The organism is Longimonas halophila (genome assembly GCF_002554705.1).
Taxonomy (GTDB): Bacteria; Bacteroidota; Rhodothermia; order Rhodothermales; family Salinibacteraceae; genus Longimonas; species Longimonas halophila.
The window spans coordinates 80,869-96,145 of sequence record NZ_PDEP01000004.1; the positions used below are offsets into that span (position 1 = coordinate 80,869).

At 62.8% G+C, this 15,277-nt stretch carries 10 protein-coding genes; 8 read left to right on the forward strand and 2 right to left on the reverse strand.

Going from position 1 to position 15,277, the window contains the following annotated elements:
- Nucleotides 1-69 precede the first annotated feature (69 nt).
- From CRI93_RS05600 to CRI93_RS05610, 3 genes are read left to right on the forward strand one after another with little or no spacing between them, the layout of a single operon-like run.
- Nucleotides 70-1,752, forward strand: a complete 1,683-nt coding sequence (locus tag CRI93_RS05600) for a carboxypeptidase-like regulatory domain-containing protein (RefSeq protein ID WP_176521718.1) — start codon at nucleotides 70-72, stop codon at nucleotides 1,750-1,752.
- Nucleotides 1,700-3,097, forward strand: coding sequence for a TonB-dependent receptor domain-containing protein (locus tag CRI93_RS05605; protein ID WP_176521719.1), 1,398 nt, complete (start codon nucleotides 1,700-1,702; stop codon nucleotides 3,095-3,097). Before CRI93_RS05600 ends, CRI93_RS05605 begins: the two co-directional genes overlap by 53 nt.
- 58 nt (nucleotides 3,098-3,155) lie before the next feature.
- Complete coding sequence (locus tag CRI93_RS05610; protein WP_098061643.1) at nucleotides 3,156-4,484, forward strand: RagB/SusD family nutrient uptake outer membrane protein; 1,329 nt, start codon at nucleotides 3,156-3,158, stop codon at nucleotides 4,482-4,484.
- Between the two features lie 323 nt (nucleotides 4,485-4,807).
- Here the strand turns inward: CRI93_RS05610 and CRI93_RS05615 are convergent, their stop codons facing one another.
- Together CRI93_RS05615 and CRI93_RS05620 are read right to left on the reverse strand one after the other, a co-directional pair.
- On the reverse strand, nucleotides 4,808-6,358 hold the full coding sequence (locus CRI93_RS05615; protein ID WP_098061644.1) for an acyl-CoA carboxylase subunit beta: 1,551 nt from the start codon (nucleotides 6,356-6,358) through the stop codon (nucleotides 4,808-4,810).
- Between the two features lie 113 nt (nucleotides 6,359-6,471).
- Nucleotides 6,472-7,428 carry a Brp/Blh family beta-carotene 15,15'-dioxygenase gene (locus tag CRI93_RS05620; protein ID WP_098061645.1) on the reverse strand — a complete coding sequence of 319 codons (957 nt, stop codon included), beginning with the start codon at nucleotides 7,426-7,428 and terminating at the stop codon, nucleotides 6,472-6,474.
- A 189-nt stretch (nucleotides 7,429-7,617) separates the two neighbouring features.
- Between CRI93_RS05620 and CRI93_RS05625 the strand changes: the two genes are divergently transcribed.
- From CRI93_RS05625 to CRI93_RS05645, 5 genes are all read left to right on the forward strand, one after another.
- The gene (locus CRI93_RS05625) at nucleotides 7,618-8,073 is read left to right on the forward strand and encodes an FKBP-type peptidyl-prolyl cis-trans isomerase (RefSeq protein WP_176521720.1); all 456 of its coding nucleotides are present in this window, start codon (nucleotides 7,618-7,620) and stop codon (nucleotides 8,071-8,073) included.
- Between the two features lie 454 nt (nucleotides 8,074-8,527).
- Nucleotides 8,528-9,172: a TetR/AcrR family transcriptional regulator gene (locus CRI93_RS05630; protein ID WP_098061647.1), complete on the forward strand. Its 645-nt coding sequence runs from the start codon at nucleotides 8,528-8,530 to the stop codon at nucleotides 9,170-9,172.
- Nucleotides 9,169-10,734, forward strand: a complete 1,566-nt coding sequence (locus CRI93_RS05635; protein ID WP_245850352.1) for an efflux transporter outer membrane subunit — start codon at nucleotides 9,169-9,171, stop codon at nucleotides 10,732-10,734. The genes CRI93_RS05630 and CRI93_RS05635 overlap by 4 nt, the downstream gene beginning before the upstream one ends.
- 64 nt (nucleotides 10,735-10,798) lie before the next feature.
- Nucleotides 10,799-11,998 carry an efflux RND transporter periplasmic adaptor subunit gene (locus tag CRI93_RS05640; RefSeq protein ID WP_098061649.1) on the forward strand — a complete coding sequence of 400 codons (1,200 nt, stop codon included), beginning with the start codon at nucleotides 10,799-10,801 and terminating at the stop codon, nucleotides 11,996-11,998.
- A gap of 51 nt (nucleotides 11,999-12,049) precedes the next feature.
- The gene (locus tag CRI93_RS05645; RefSeq protein ID WP_098061650.1) at nucleotides 12,050-15,259 is read left to right on the forward strand and encodes an efflux RND transporter permease subunit; all 3,210 of its coding nucleotides are present in this window, start codon (nucleotides 12,050-12,052) and stop codon (nucleotides 15,257-15,259) included.
- Nucleotides 15,260-15,277: the final 18 nt, after the last annotated feature.

Below are 15,277 nucleotides of genomic sequence, written 5' to 3' on the forward strand. Positions count from 1 at the left end.
CACGTAAAACTGTATACTACACGACGTTATAATCGCAATTTGCACGGAGCTGCCTCCCCCGCTGTGCCTATGCCGTATGCCTACGTATCCCCCTGGCGCTGTCTCCTTCTCACGTGTGCGCTGCTGGGACTGCTGAGTCTCAGCGCAGTCCATGCCCAGCCGATCGCGTACACGCTTACCGGACAGGTGCTCGACGACGCCACCGGCGATCCGCTGCCCGGTGCCACCGTGCAGGTAGCGGGCACCACGACCGGGGCCGCCACGGATGCCGAGGGCACCTACGAACTCACGGCCCGGCTGGAGGCGGGCACCTACACGCTGCGCTATCGCTTCGTGGGCTACCAGACCGCCGAGCGCGAGGTCACCCTGGGCGAGGAATCGACCGTGTCGCTCGATCCGGTGCGTCTGCGCGCCGATGTGCTGGGCGTGGACGAGGTCGTGGTAACCGGTACCGGCGTACCCACTGAGCGGCGCCAGTTGGGCAACGCCATCTCCACCGTCGATGGTCAAGACATGGAGCAGAGCACGGCCAGTTCGGTCGACCGGGCGCTGCAAGGCAAAATTGCGGGGGCGCAGGTACAGCAGAACTCGGGCAGCCCCTCGGGCGGCATTTCGGTGCGTCTGCGGGGGGCAAGCACGGTGCTGGGCAGTGCCGATCCGCTCTACATCGTGGATGGCGTAATCATCAACAACGACTCGCCCGAACTCATTGACCTGGGGGGGAGCGCGCAGAACCGGCTGGCCGACCTGAACCCGAACGACATCGAGCGCATCGAGGTGGTGAAGGGCGCAGCGGCGGCGGCGCTCTACGGCTCGCGTGCCAATAGCGGTGTGGTGCAGATCTTCACCAAACAAGGCGAGGTCGGGCCGCCCCGCGTCTCTTTTACCACGCGTGCTCAGACAGATGCCGTGCGCTCCACCTTGCCCGTCAACCGTGCGCAGAACGAGCGGGGCGCGTTTCTCGATAACAGCGGCGACTCGCTCCCCGATGGCCAGCGGCGGTGGGACTGGCAGGACTTCATCTTCGACCGCGCCTATGGCACCGAGCAGTCACTCTCGGTATCGGGCGGCAGCGAATCGACCCAGTACAGCATTTCGGGCGCGCATCGCTCCAACCAGGGCATCATCGAAGGCACGCACTTCCGCCGCGTAAATGGCCGCCTGCGCCTTGACCAGACGCTGACGGACTGGGCCGCGCTCTCGGGCACGGTGTCATTTGCGCGCAGCACCTCGCAGGAAGTGCCGAATGGCGGACTCAACGCCAACTACGGCGCGCTCACGGGCTTCATCTTTGGTCCCAACACCTTCGATCCGCGCGCTAACGAGCTGGGCGAGTTTCCGAACCAGGGGGCGCTTGCAAACCCGGTCGAGGTGCGCGAGCGCTTCGACTTTGCGCAGGAAACAGATCGCTTTCGCGGTAACACGTCGCTCTCGCTGACTCCGCTCGACGGCCTCAACATCGACTACCTGCTCGGAATCGACACCTACACGCAGCGTGCTACCGCCTTCATTCCGCGTGGCACCTCGGCCCCCGGACTTGGCAGTGGATTTGCGCGGCGGGCCACCCAGAACCAACTGCAAACCAACAGCGATCTGAACATCCGCTACCGGAGCTTCCTGCGGCCCCGCCTCGACACTGATTGGCGGCTCGCTACAGTACGAAAGCGGCGTCGAATTCGAAGCACAGTCCGAAAACCTGGTGCCGGTGTCCGAGGTGGTGCAGAGCGGCACCGTCACGGAAGGTGCGAATGAGTTTCGGCTTCCGTTCACGATCTATGGACTGTTCGCGCAGGAAACGCTCGGATGGAACGACCGCCTCTTCCTCACCGGTGCCATCCGGCTGGATGCGTCGTCCTCGTTTGGCGAAGGCGAGCGCTGGCAGTTTTACCCAAAGACCAGTCTGTCGTACGTCGTTTCTGAGCTGGATGCGTGGCAACGTGCCGGGCTCGACCGCTGGATGCCGCGCCTGAAGCTGCGTGGCTCGGTGGGCGTGTCGGGCGGGCTCACCTCCATCGGGCCGTTCGACCGCTTCACCAACTACACCCCCGAGTCGTACGAAGGGCGCCCCGCCCTGCAGCCATCCTCGCAGTTGGGCGCGCTGGATGCCCGTCCCGAGCGGCAACGCGAAATCGAACTCGGGGCCGACTTCGGCCTATTCAACGACCGCCTGGCTGTTGAAGCGACCTACTACACGCAGCGCACGACCGACCTGCTTCTGAACCGCTCGCTGGCGCCGACCTCCGGCTTCCTGAGCCGCCTGCAGAACGTGGGCACGCTCACGAACCAGGGCTTTGAGCTGCTGATGCGCGGCCTGATTCTGGACCGACCTGGGCAGCAATGGACTTCCACCCTTACCTTTAGCCGGAACCGCAACGAAGTCAACGGACTCGAAGAAGACGTGCTCATCTTTCCCGATTCGTTTGGTCTGGTGGGCGCCATCAACGGCGAGCCGCTCGGCATCTACTACGGCTCCTCGTTTGCGCGCAACGACAACGGCGAGGTGATCGACCAAAACGGCAACGTGCTGGTCGAAGATGACAACGATCTTTGGCGGATGCGCGACGGCTCGCCCACTGAGCCGGGCGATGGCGTGCCCGCAGCCTCAGGCGAAGATCGCATCATTGGCGACCCCAACCCCGACTTTGTGGCTTCGTGGACGAATAATGTGCGCATTAACGCATTCGAGTTTCGCATGCAGTGGGATGCGGTCGTTGGCCAGGATGTGTTCAACTTTACGCGTCGCCTGGCCGCGCTCAGCGCCTTCGGTACACTCGACGACTACGAACGCGAACTGGAGGGCGATCTGCCCAGCGGATACACGGGCAGCGCCTTCGGCATCTTCGAGCACTGGGTCGAAGACGGCTCCTTCCTGAAGCTGCGCGAGATCAGCCTCGCCTACACGCTCGACGCGCCCGTTCCGCAGGTCGACCGTATGCGGCTCTCGCTGAGCGGACGCAACCTGCTCTCCATCGACGGCTACAGCGGTTACGACCCCGAGGTAAACGTGGCCGGACAGCGCACCGGAGTGCGCAATTTCGACTTTGTGGAGGTGCCCATCCCGCGCTCCTTCACGGTTAGCGCCACCATCACACTGTAACAGCTGGAGGCGCCGTGCCCCGCTCGTCCGATCTGTTTGCTCTGACTGCCTCAATGCCATGCTTGCCCGCCTGTTTTCGTGCCGTTTCCCCCTTGCTGCTGCTGTCGTCGCCGGTCTGCTCCTGCTACAGAGCGGTTGCGACCTCAACATCACCAACCCCAATGCGCCCTCTGAAGAACAGGTGCTCACAACCACCGAGGGCGTAGAAGCCCTGGCGGTTGGGATGCAAGAGTACTACGCGACTACCACACTGGAGTCGGTTCTGCTGGTGTCGGGCACGACCAGCCGTGAGGTGGCGGTCAACAACACACTGGCGAACCTCGTGAATCTGGAAGACGGCGGGACCGATCTGCCGCCCAGCAATGCGGATGTGCTCCGCATCTGGTCGCGCAACTACCGCGTGGTGGAGATGGCCGAAGAAGTGCGGGCCGCTACGCCCGATCTGCCGTTTGAAGCGGGCACCGAAAGCGGCCTCCTTACGCTGGCCGACCTGTTTCAGGCGATGGCGCTGGGCAACATTGCGCAGCACTTTGAGCAGGGAGCGCTCACCACGAATCGGACCGAACCGGTGCCGTTTGTCTCGCGCAACGAGCTGTTCACAGAAGCCCTGCGCCTGCTCGACCGTGCCGGCACCCGTCTCAACGATACGCCGCCCTCCGACCCCTTCATCAACAACATTCGCGGCTCCGGACTCGACCTGCGCAACACCATCAACGCGTACCGGGCGCGCTACCACCTCTTTGCAGGCAACTGGTCCGAGGCCGAAACCGCCGCCGCTGCGGTAGACCTTGAGGCCACGTCTACGTTTGGATACGACGACGAGAGCCCGAATCCGGTGTGGAACGGCATCGTACGTGCCGACGATTTTGCCCCGCGCGATGCGTTCGGATCCGCCGCCACCAACCCCGACGACGCCCGCCTCGACTTTTTCCTTGCGCCCACCGATCTCGCAAGCACCCCCAACGAACTGCCTATTGAGGACATTGCTGGATTCTTCAATACGGCGAATGCTCGGATGCCACTCTACGTGCCCGGCGAAATGACGCTCATTCGTGCTGAAGCGCTTGTGCGTCAGGGCGAACTGGGCGAGGCCGAATCCGCCTTCAACGAAGTGCGCACCAAAACTGCAGCCGAGGACCCGCTCGGCCTCGGCGCAAATCTTGATCCATACGACGGCCCACAGACCGCCGATGCGCTGCTCGATGCCATCCACCAGGAACGGCGCGCCGAACTGTTCTTGCAGGGCGTCGCGCTCGAAGACATGCGCCGCCTGGGCCCCGAACAGCCCGACCCGGACGATCCGTTTGCGCGCAGCCGCAACTTCTATCCGTATCCACAGCAAGAGCGCCAGAACAACCCGAATACGCCAGAGAATCCGGATATTTAGGGCAACAAAGCGGGGGGCAGCGTCTTCGTTGTGTACATCCAACGGGGTCTGATGGCAAATAGGCACCCACCTGCACCAAAGCCCCCCAATCCCCAATCCCAAATCCCCAATCCAAAATGGAATGTTGCCCGCTCGTCGCGAGGCTCTGCCTCGTGACATCCCGATGGGGGCTCTGCCTCCGCAAGCATGCAAGCCAAGGGCGTACGCTGTCGCTCCCCACTCCCCTGAGGGAACGGCCCGTCGAGCAGGAGATCCCTCGGCTGCGCTCGGGATGACCGCCGGGAGGGAGGCGCGCACCCAATCCCAAATCCCCAATCCAAAATCTACAATGGAATGTTGCCGTGCTTCTTGCTCGGGGGATTCGCGACCTTGTTCTCAAGCATATCGAATCCGCGGATGAGGCGGGCGCGCGTTTCATGCGGTTTGATCACATCGTCGATATAGCCGTGTTCGGCAGCCACGTACGGATGCGCGAACCGCTCGCGGTACTTCTCGATGAACGCATCCTTGGCGGCCTCGGGATCGTCGGCTGCGGCGATCTGGCGGCGGTAGATGATTTCGACCGCGCCCTTCGGGCCCATCACGGCGATTTCGGCGGTGGGCCACGCAAAGTTGAGATCGCCGCCGATGTGCTTCGAGTTCATCACGTCGTAGGCGCCGCCATAGGCTTTGCGGGTAATGACGGTGACCTTGGGCACGGAGGCTTCGCAGAGCGCATAGAGCAGCTTGGCTCCATGCTTGATGATGCCGTTCCACTCCTGATCGGTGCCCGGAAGGAAACCCGGTACATCCTCAAATACCAGCAGCGGGATGTTGAACGCGTCGCAGAAGCGCACAAACCGCGCGCCCTTTACGGAGGCATCGATGTTGAGCACACCTGCCAAGACCGCCGGCTGGTTCGCCACGATGCCCACTGAGCGTCCACCCACGCGGGCAAAGCCGACGATCAGGTTCTCGGCATAATCGGGCTGGACCTCAAAGAAGTCGCCGCCGTCGGCAATGTGAGCAATCACGTCGTGCATGTCGTACGGCTTGTTGGGCGCGTCGGGCACGAGCGTGTCGAGCGCCTCAGGATCCTTGCTGTTGCTGGCATCGGCGCGCTTGGGCGGATCCTCCTCGCAGTTCTGCGGCAGGTAGCTCATGAGCTCGCGGATGCGGAGCAGGCAGTCCACATCGTTGCTGCACGTCACGTGCGACACGCCGCTCTTGGTGGCATGCGTACGCGCACCGCCCAGCTCCTCGCTGGTCACCTCCTCTTGCGTCACGGTCTTGACCACGTTGGGGCCGGTCACAAACATGTAGCTTGTGCCCTCCACCATAAACGTGAAGTCGGTAATGGCGGGACTGTAGACCGCGCCGCCCGCGCATGGACCCATCACCGCCGAGATCTGCGGGACGACGCCCGAAAGGTCTGTGTTGAGCTTGAAGATGTCGGCGTATCCGCCCAGCGACACCACGCCCTCCTGAATGCGTGCGCCGCCCGAGTCGTTGAGTCCGATGAGCGGGGCGCCGTTCTCCAGCGCCAGCTCCATGATGCGCACAATCTTGTCGGCATGAGCGCGCCCAAGCGATCCCCCGTACACCGTAAAGTCCTGACTGAAGACGTAGACGAGCCGCCCTTCAATCGTGCCATAGCCGGTTACGACGCCGTCACCGTAGGGGCGCTTTTCATCGAGTCCGAAAGCGGTGGACTGATGGCGCACGAAGGTGCCCATCTCCTCGAACGAGTCATCGTCGAGCAGGATGTCGATGCGTTCGCGGGCGGTGAGCTTGTCTTTGTCGTGCTGGCGCTGAATGCGCTCGGGGCCGCCGCCTTGCTGGGCCTCCTCGCGGCGCTGGTCGAGGTCGGAAAAGCGCGAATCAGAATCGGACATAAGCAGAGGGTGGAGGTTCAACAGAAAGATAGCGAAGCAAGCAGGCCGATGCCGGGCCGGAAGCGGTTACACATGCGGAGCCAAGCAGCTCGAATCAGGGAAGCTGGGCCGTTCTATGCCGCTGCCGGGCGCTGGCGTTGGTACATGGCTTCCACAATAAGCATGTGCGGCAACGTAAGCACACTAATCAGAATGAAAAGCAGCGCAATCATCTCGGTTTGTGCGCCCACGGCTTCGTTAACGACGTAGAGTCCGCCCAGTCCCACAAACGAGATCAGCGTAAAGAGGGCGGCTTTCCGGTAGAAGTGGCCCAGCGTAGCCTGGCGTCCGTGCCGCTGAAAGAAGCGCAGAATCTCCAGGATGTGCCCCAGCGAGTGCCACAGCCCAAAGTACACGGCAAACCCCACAAGCGGGTGGGTGGTGATGAGTAGCACCGCCAGCACCCCCGTGTTGAAAAGCTCGCGCCCCACATCGCTCCACTGCGGCGTGCCCCACCGTTGCATAAGCAGGAGCACCACTGCGTGCTGCGCGACCAGAGCAGTGAGCAGGGCCGTGGGAGCGCTCGCAACGCCGGGCCAGGCGCTCACCTGCACATCTGCAATAGCCACAAATATCGGATCGACCAGGTCGGGGAATGCGACAATCGGGAGCCCCATGAGCATGACACCGCGTGAGGCATAGAGCAACAGGTGGCCAGGAGACGGCACCTCCCAGTACGCAAGGTCGGCCTGTCCGAAGTGATACACCGTGAGTCCCAGAAAGAGGGTCAGGCTCATCACCGGACTCACCCACCAGAGCACGCCGTATGCAGCCATCAGCGCCAGGTACACGCCGTAGAACTTGGCCTGATCGCTCCACGATGACGAGAGGCCGTACAGATCGGCAGCGACCACGTGGTCGACAGCGCCGTGGGGGATTCCGGTGAGCGCTACGCCTCCCATAAGCACGATAAAGGCGACTGAGCCCAGGCTCAGGACACCGGTGAGCGAGAGCCCAGCGGTGAGAAGTGTAGCCCCCACTACAACGCCGTACACGCGAGGGCTACGAAGGGAAAGCGGGACTTCAGACATACCGGCGTATCCACTGTAATGCAGAACATGAACACATGTATCATACGAAACGTGGGGCAGTAGCGCGTAGCTGGGCATTTGACGATTCGGGAAAAGCGTTCTCCTGCGTTCAAACCGTAGCTGAACAGACGCTTCCATGTGGCGTTGATAACACTTCGATAGTCTTGCTCACAAATCCCCTCGACCACTGTGGCTACGGCACAACCAGGAGATACGGTAGAAATTGACTTTGTTGGACGGTTCGAGGACGGCGAGGTGTTCGACTCCTCGGAGGAGCGCGGTCCGATCACCTTCACCATTGGCGGCGAGGCCGTCATTGAAGGCCTGCAGAACATTGTGAAAGGGATGGAGCCCGGCGAAACAAAAGCCGAGGAGGTTCCCCCCGAACACGCCTATGGACATCGCCGCTCTGACATGGTGAAAGAGATTGAGCGAGCGCATCTGCCCGATGACATGGATCCAGAGGTGGGCGTGGCGCTCCGGCTGCGCTTGGACAACGGGCGCCGTGTGAAGGCATTTGTCTCGAAAATGACGGAAGACACGGTTACTATTGATGCCAACCATCCGCTGGCCGGGCAAACGTTGACCTTCGAGGTGACACTGAATGCGATATTGGACGAAGAACCTGTCGGCGAGGCGGAGTAACCCCCTGATTTAGCCCTAACATACAGTCCGCGTGTGTGTCTTTACTGGCTCCTGGGCCTACGTCGTGTAGGCCAGGAGCTTTCGCATTTGGGGGGGCGTGTTGCATAACAACTCCTACCAAATCCGCATGCTTTGTTGTAGTGTAGGGCCGTGGCTATGTGTGAGGAATCAAGTTGCCTACGGCAGGCATGGATCACTGCGTGAACTCACTTCGCTCGTTTACTTCGTGCGTACCACAGGCATGACCTTCGGCCCTCGCTTCGCTCGGCTCCGGATCAGCGGTGCCAAAGGCACCTTGTCCGGGATGACAACCGGTAGGGGATGCGGAAACCATCCATACCTCCATCCTAACACGAGCTGCCCCGATTTAACAACTTGGTTAAACTATTTGGTTGACACAACAAGCTGTGTGCTGTACGCTACATGGTGTGTGCACACAAACCAGTGACCTCACGTGGCCCCTTCCTCAACCGAGCAAGACATTTTTGATGCCGCTCTGACCGTGTTTGCTCGACACGGAAAAAAAGGCGCCCGTATGCAGCAGATCGCTGATGCAGCCGACATCAACAAGTCGATGCTGCACTACTACTTTCGTAGCAAGTCTGATCTGTACGAAGCCGTGTTCGGGCATGCCGTGGAGCGCTTCATGGCCTCGTTCGACCACGACGCGCTGCGCGATGCCGACTCGTTTGCTGAACTGCTCCGTCGCTTCATTGACGGATACGTGGCGTTCTGCCAGGCGCATACCGATATCATGCAGCTCATCGTCAGCGAAAACCTGCGCGGCGGACCGCTCCTGGGGGAGCACTTGCAACGGCTGGAGAAAACGGGCGAAAAAGCCCCTCCCCACATATTTCGGAGCGCAATCGAATCGGCTATCGAAACCGGCGAAATCCGCCCTGTCGATCCTGATCAGACACTGCTCACGATCATTGCCACCTGTATCTTTCCATTTGTAGCGCGGCCAACGGCGCAGATCATGCTCTCGCCCACAGCCTCCGACTGGGACGCCTTCCTACAGGCACGCAAAGAGCACATTTTCGACGTGGTGTACCACGGTCTCAAGCATCCTGCTGTCTCGTCTCCCCCACCCGCATGACCCATTCGCCTGTTGCTTTTTGGACCGCGCTCGTTGCAGCGATGCTCCTGGTGGGATCCGGATGTGCGCTCACCCCGCAGATGGATCCGCCCGACGCCGAGGCCCAGCTCCCCGATGCGTACGACACGCCGCTCGTGGAGGGCGGCCCGCTCTACGCCGAAGACGACTCAACGCGCTTCAACCCCGTCAACTGGTGGACGGCCTTCGACGCCCCGGCACTAAATGCGCTCATCGACACGGCCCTGGTGCGTAACCTGGACCTGGAGCGCACCCGCGCGGTGGTCGACGAAATCGCCAGTCAGTTTCGTATTGCACGGGCCCCGCTCTTCCCGCAGGCCACCGCGAACGGCAACTACAACCGTCAGTCGCAGCCTGCAAACACCGGCATTGGTGGAGCACTGGGCGGCGGGGGCGGTTCGGGGGCCGTACCCGATCGCTTCACGTTTGATACGTACAGCCTGTCGCTCTCGCTGTCGTACGAACTCGACTTCTGGGGCCGCCTGCGTAACCAGCGGGGGGCGGCCCTGGAGCGGTTCATGGGTTCGGTGGATGCAGTGCAGACCGCCCGCCAGCAGGTCATTGCGCAGACGATAAGCACGTACTTCGAGGTGGCTGCGCTGGAGCGCCAGATTGCGCTGGGCGAGGAGACCATCCGCGTGCTGCAGCAGCGTGTGGATCTGGCCGAAGACCGCTACGACCGCGGACTGGTGCGCTCGTTTGAGGTGTATGCCCTGCGTCAGGAGCTGCAAGCGGCGCAGGCCGAGCAGCCCCAGCGCGAGAGCCAGCTTGCTGATGCACGAGGCCGCCTCTCGGTGATCCTTGGGCAGTTCGTTGGCAACGTCGACGAGGCCGTGATGCAGGCCGCCCGCTCCGCGCCCCGCGACGCCGTGCTGGCCGACCTGCAGCCCGTGCCGCCGGGCCTGCCCTCCGACCTGCTCATGGCCCGCCCCGATGTCCGCGCTGATGCCCGCGAACTCAATGCAGCCCAGCGCGAGATCGGCGTGGCACGCGCCAACCGGCTGCCCAGCTTCTCGCTCACCGGCGAGGGCGGCGTCCAGAACAGCACGCTCGACGACCTGCTGAACATCGATCAGCGCTTCACCACGCTCATTGCATCGGTGGCGGCGCCGGTGTTTCAGGCGGGGCGCCTGCGCGCGGAGCAGGATGCGGCTGAGGCGCGCTACACCCAGGCGCGGGCCACCTACGAACAGACGCTGCTTACCGCGCTCCAGGAAGTGCACGCGGCGCTCACCGCATACGAGAAACAGCAGGAGCAGTACGCGCTGGTTCGCGACCAACTCGAACAAGCCGAGGCCAGCGCCTACAACCAGATGCGTCGGTACGAACGCGGTATCGGCGACTATGCTACGGCCCTCGACGCCGAACGCACGCGCCTGCAGGCTGAGCAGCGCCTGACGGCCGCCGAAGAAGCCCTGGTCGGAAGCCGCATTGCACTGCACCGGGCCCTGGGCGGAGCCTGGGTTGCCCCGCCCGAGTCCGACGACCCCCGCCTGTTTCGCGGCACCTACCGCCCGGATGGAGCGGCTGACACCGCCAACTGACCGGCACCCTCACCCTTGTTTCTCCACTTAGGCGGCTACGTGGTAGCCGCGTTCTCCTTACGTCATGCACGAATATAAATCGTACCTCCTCGGTGGCGGATTCATTGTGGGCAGCCTTCTTTTGGCCGTGCTGCTGGTGGCACTGCGTAGCGCTCCGCCAGAGGATCCGCCCTCCAACGAAGCGCCGCTCGTGGCCACCACACCCATTGAATTGCGCTCCGGCGCCCTACACGTGCGTGGCACCGGCACTGTGCGTCCCCCGCGCGAAATCGACCTGACCGCCGAAGTGGGCGGGCGCATCGTGTCGGTGAGCGATGCATTTGTGAGTGGCGGCACCTTCCGCACCGGCGACACGCTCGCCCGCATCGACCCGTCTGATTACCAGAGCCGGGTGCGTCAGGCGCAGGCCGCGGTCACGCAGCGCCAGTTCGAGGTGCTACAGGCACGCGAGGAAGTTGGCGTCGCCAAAGAAGAGTACGAGCGGATGCGTCAGCGGGCAGCGGATGCCCCGGAGCCCGACAGCACCGAACTGGGGCGGCTGCTCTTCCGCGAACCCCAGCTTCGGGCGGCAGAGGCCAACCTCGAAAGCGCCCGGGCCCAGCTCGAAACCGCCCAGACCAACCTGGAGCGCACCGCCCTCGTGGCGCCGTTCGACGGACGCATCCGCACCACCCAGGCCAATCTGGGCGCATACATAGCGCCGGGCACACCCATCGCTCGGCTCTTTAGCACCGAGCAAGCCGAGGTCGTGGTCCCGCTCGAATCAGGGCGGGCTGCGCTTATCGACGGGCTGTGGCAGACCAGCGCTCGCCAGACCGATCAGCCGCGCACCGCGACCGTCACGCTGAACTACGGCGGCAATTCCTACACGTGGGAGGGCTACGTGGACCGTGTAGAAGGGGCGCTCGACGCACAGACCCGCACGGTGAACGTAGCGGTGCGTGTGGATGCACCCTATGACACGCGTCCAGATACCGAAGCCGACAACAGTCCGCCGCTTGCGGTCGGGTCGTACGTTACCGTTGACATCGAAGGGCGCTCGCTCGACCGCTACTACGTGGTGCCGCGCCGCGCTGTGCGCAATGACGGCACCGTCTGGACGATCGAATCCGACACCATGCTTGTGATGCGCGATGTAGAAGTGGTGCAGCACGTCGACGATCAGGCGTTCGTGACCGGCGACCTGACTGAGGGCCGCCCCGTCATTACCGACGACCTGCCCGTGGTCAGCGACAGCATGACCGTCCGCCGAGCCACGGAATAGCGCGCCGTAGCACCGATCCTTTGCCTCCCCCACTGTTCTTCCTGCACGCCCATGACCCGTATGATTGACTGGATGGCCCGGAACGGGGTGGCCTCCAACTTGCTGTTTATTCTGATCTTCCTGATCGGCGGCATCAGTGCGTTTTCGGTAGTGCAAGAGGTTTTCCCCGAGTTCAGCCTGGATGCGGTGCAGGTGCGCGTGGAGTATCCCGGCAGCACGCCCGAAGAGATCGAAGAGTCGATTGTGCAGCGCATTGAAGATCGGATTCAGGGCGTGGAGGGCATCGACCGGGTGCTGGCCACCGCCTCCGAAAACTTCGGCGTGGTGACCGCCGAACTGCAGCGCAGCGCCGATGCAGCACAGGTGCGCGACGAGATCAAGCAGGAGGTCGACCGCATCACGGCGTTCCCCGAAGAAGCCGAGCAGCCCACCGTCACCGAGCTCTCGAACCGGCGGCAAGTCTTGCAGGTGGCCATCTATGGACGCGCCAGCGAGGCGGCCCTCAAAGAAGCCGCCAAGCAGCTCGACCGCCAGCTTACGCAGTATCCCGAGATCTCGCTCATCGAGCGCGCCGGAATTCGCGACTACGAGATCTCGATCGAACTCGACCGCCAGACCCTGCGCACCTACGGACTCACGCTGCCGCAGGTGGCTGCGCTTGTGCGTGAGGGCAGCCTGGACCTGCCCGGCGGCGAAATCGAAACCGACAGCGAGCAGATCCTCATCCGCACGCAGGGACAGAACTACACGAAGCAGGACTTCGAGGACATCGTGCTCATTAGCCGCGACAACGGCACGCAGCTTCGCCTCGGCGATGTGGCCACGGTCGTCGACGGATTTGAGGATGCGGATCTCATCACCCGGTTCAACGGCGAGCGCGCCGCGTTTCTGCAGGTCTTTCGCACCGGCAACGAACAGGTGCTGCGCAACGTGGAGGTCGTGAAGAATCACCTCGACACCGAGTTTCGCCCGTCGCTGCCCGACGGCATTCAGGTTGGCATCTGGCAGAACGAAGCCGAAAACCTGCAGAGTCGCCTGAACCTGCTCATCGAAAACGGCATCCTGGGGCTGCTGCTGGTCATTGCCACGCTCATGCTGTTCCTGAATCCGCGCCTGGCATTCTGGACCTCGGTCGGGATCTCGCTGGCGTTCGTGGGCACGTTTGGCGTGATGTACCTGACGGGCACCTCCATCAACCTGATCTCGCTCTTTGGCTTCATCCTCTCCATTGGGATTGTGGTGGATGATGCGATTGTGGTGGGCGAGAACGTCTTTGCCGAGCAAGAAAAGGGCGCCGACCCCACCGACGCGGCAGTCATTGGCACCTCGCGTGTGTCGGGCCCGGTGATCTTCGCGGTGCTCACCACTGTCGCCGCCTTCATGCCGCTGCTCTTCATTGAAGGCATCTTGGGCAAGTTCTTGGGCGACATCCCGTTCATTGTCATTGTGGTGCTCTTGCTCTCGCTGGTTGAGGTGCTCTTCATCCTGCCGTACCACCTGTCGAACGTCAAGAAGACGCCTGCCGAAGATGAAAGCGCCCTCATCCGCCGCCTAAAACGGGTGCAACAGCGCTTTGCCGATGGGCTCAACCGCTTCATTAACGGGCCCTTGAAGCGGGCGCTGCAATACAGCACGAAGCACTACGGGGTCGCGCTGTGCGCCGGATTCGCCACGCTCATTCTTGTGGGTGGATTCATTGCGGGGGGATACGTACGCTTTTCGTTCCTCCCAAGCATTGAGGGCAAGCTTGTAACGGCACAGCTGGAGCTTCCGGTAGGCACCACCGCCGCGCAGACGCAGCGCATTACCGATCGGTTGGAAGCCGTAGGTCGCGAAACCGCTGCCGACCTGCAGGCCGACCTTCCCGACGCGCATCCGCAGATTGTGCGTAACGTGTTCACCAGCATCGGGCAGCAGCCGCAGGCCAACGCCGGCCCTGCCGATGGCGGCTCGAACCTCATTGATCCACGTCTGGCCGAAGTCTCGTTCGAACTGATCGATCCCGAAGAGCGCGACGTGTCCGCGAGCGCCTTCGAGCAGGCATGGCGCGAGCGGTTCACCCAGCCGGCAGGCATCCGCTCGCTCACCTTCTCTGCCGACGTCGTAAACCTGGGCGATCCGGTGGCTGTGGAGCTTGCCGCAGGCGATGCCGCCACGCTCGACGACGCGGTGGCCGCGCTGCAAGACTCGCTGCGTCAGTTCGGGGGCGTGTTCGACGTGGAAAGCAATCAGCAAGCCGGAAAGCGCGAGGTGCAGCTCAATCTGCGTCCCCAGGCACGCACGCTCGGCCTCACCCTGAGCGACCTGGCGCAGCAGGTGCGTGCGGGCTTCTTTGGGGCCGAAGCCTACCGCCTGCAGCGTGGCGAGGACGAGGTGCAGGTGTTTGTGCGTCTGCCCGAGAACGAGCGGCAGGCCATCACCGATCTCGAAGCCTACCGCATCCGCACCCCCGACGGCGCCTTCGTTCCGCTGGGCGACGTAGCCACCGCCGAAATCGGATTCGGGCCGTCGCAGATCAACCGTCGAGGCGGACGCCGCGTCATCACCGTCACCGCCGACGTGAACGAGGAAATCGTGACCGGGCAAGAGGTCAACGGGGTGTTGGAGGCACGGGTGCTCCCGGCCATGCAGGGCGCGTTCGACGGACTCGACTTCAGCTTCGAGGGCGAGCAGCGCGAACAGCAGCAGGCTATCGGCTCGCTGCTCGTGGGCTTTGCGATTGCGCTGTTTGCGATCTATGCGCTGCTGGCAATTCCCTTTCGGTCGTACATCCAGCCGCTTGTCATCATGAGCGTCATCCCGTTTGGCTGGGCCGGGGCCATCATTGGGCACCTCTTGCTGGATATTCCCATCGGCCTGCTCAGTATCTTCGGATTCGTGGGGCTCAGCGGCGTGGTGGTGAACAACTCACTGGTCTACATTGACTTTGCCAACGAAGAGTTTGCCAGTGGGAAGTCATGGCCCGAGGCGCTGATTGCAGCAGGACAGTCGCGGTTTCGGCCTATTCTGCTCACCTCCATTACCACCTTCCTGGGCGTCTTCCCCATTATCATCGAAACGAGCGTGCAGGCGCAGTTTCTGGTGCCGCTGGCCGTGAGCCTGGGCCTCGGGATTCTGCTTACGCTTCCCGTGGTGATGCTGCTCATCCCGGCCTTTGCGATGCTGCAGTACCGCCTCACCGCATACCTGTACACGAACATTCTGGACCGCCCGCTCCCCGACACCTTTGGCGGCCACACACCGGCAGCTGATGCAGCGTGATTGCATACGCCCCGGTTC

Bases quoted from the DNA above. Each gene is read 5' to 3' on its own strand.
- CRI93_RS05615 (WP_098061644.1), bottom strand. From the start codon at position 6,358: ATGTCCGATTCTGATTCGCGCTTTTCCGACCTCGACCAGCGCCGCGAG.
- CRI93_RS05620 (WP_098061645.1), bottom strand. From the start codon at position 7,428: ATGTCTGAAGTCCCGCTTTCCCTTCGTAGCCCTCGCGTGTACGGCGTT.
- CRI93_RS05600 (WP_176521718.1), top strand. From the start codon at position 70: ATGCCGTATGCCTACGTATCCCCCTGGCGCTGTCTCCTTCTCACGTGT.
- CRI93_RS05645 (WP_098061650.1), top strand. From the start codon at position 12,050: ATGACCCGTATGATTGACTGGATGGCCCGGAACGGGGTGGCCTCCAAC.
- CRI93_RS05635 (WP_245850352.1), top strand. From the start codon at position 9,169: ATGACCCATTCGCCTGTTGCTTTTTGGACCGCGCTCGTTGCAGCGATG.
- CRI93_RS05640 (WP_098061649.1), top strand. From the start codon at position 10,799: ATGCACGAATATAAATCGTACCTCCTCGGTGGCGGATTCATTGTGGGC.
- CRI93_RS05610 (WP_098061643.1), top strand. From the start codon at position 3,156: ATGCTTGCCCGCCTGTTTTCGTGCCGTTTCCCCCTTGCTGCTGCTGTC.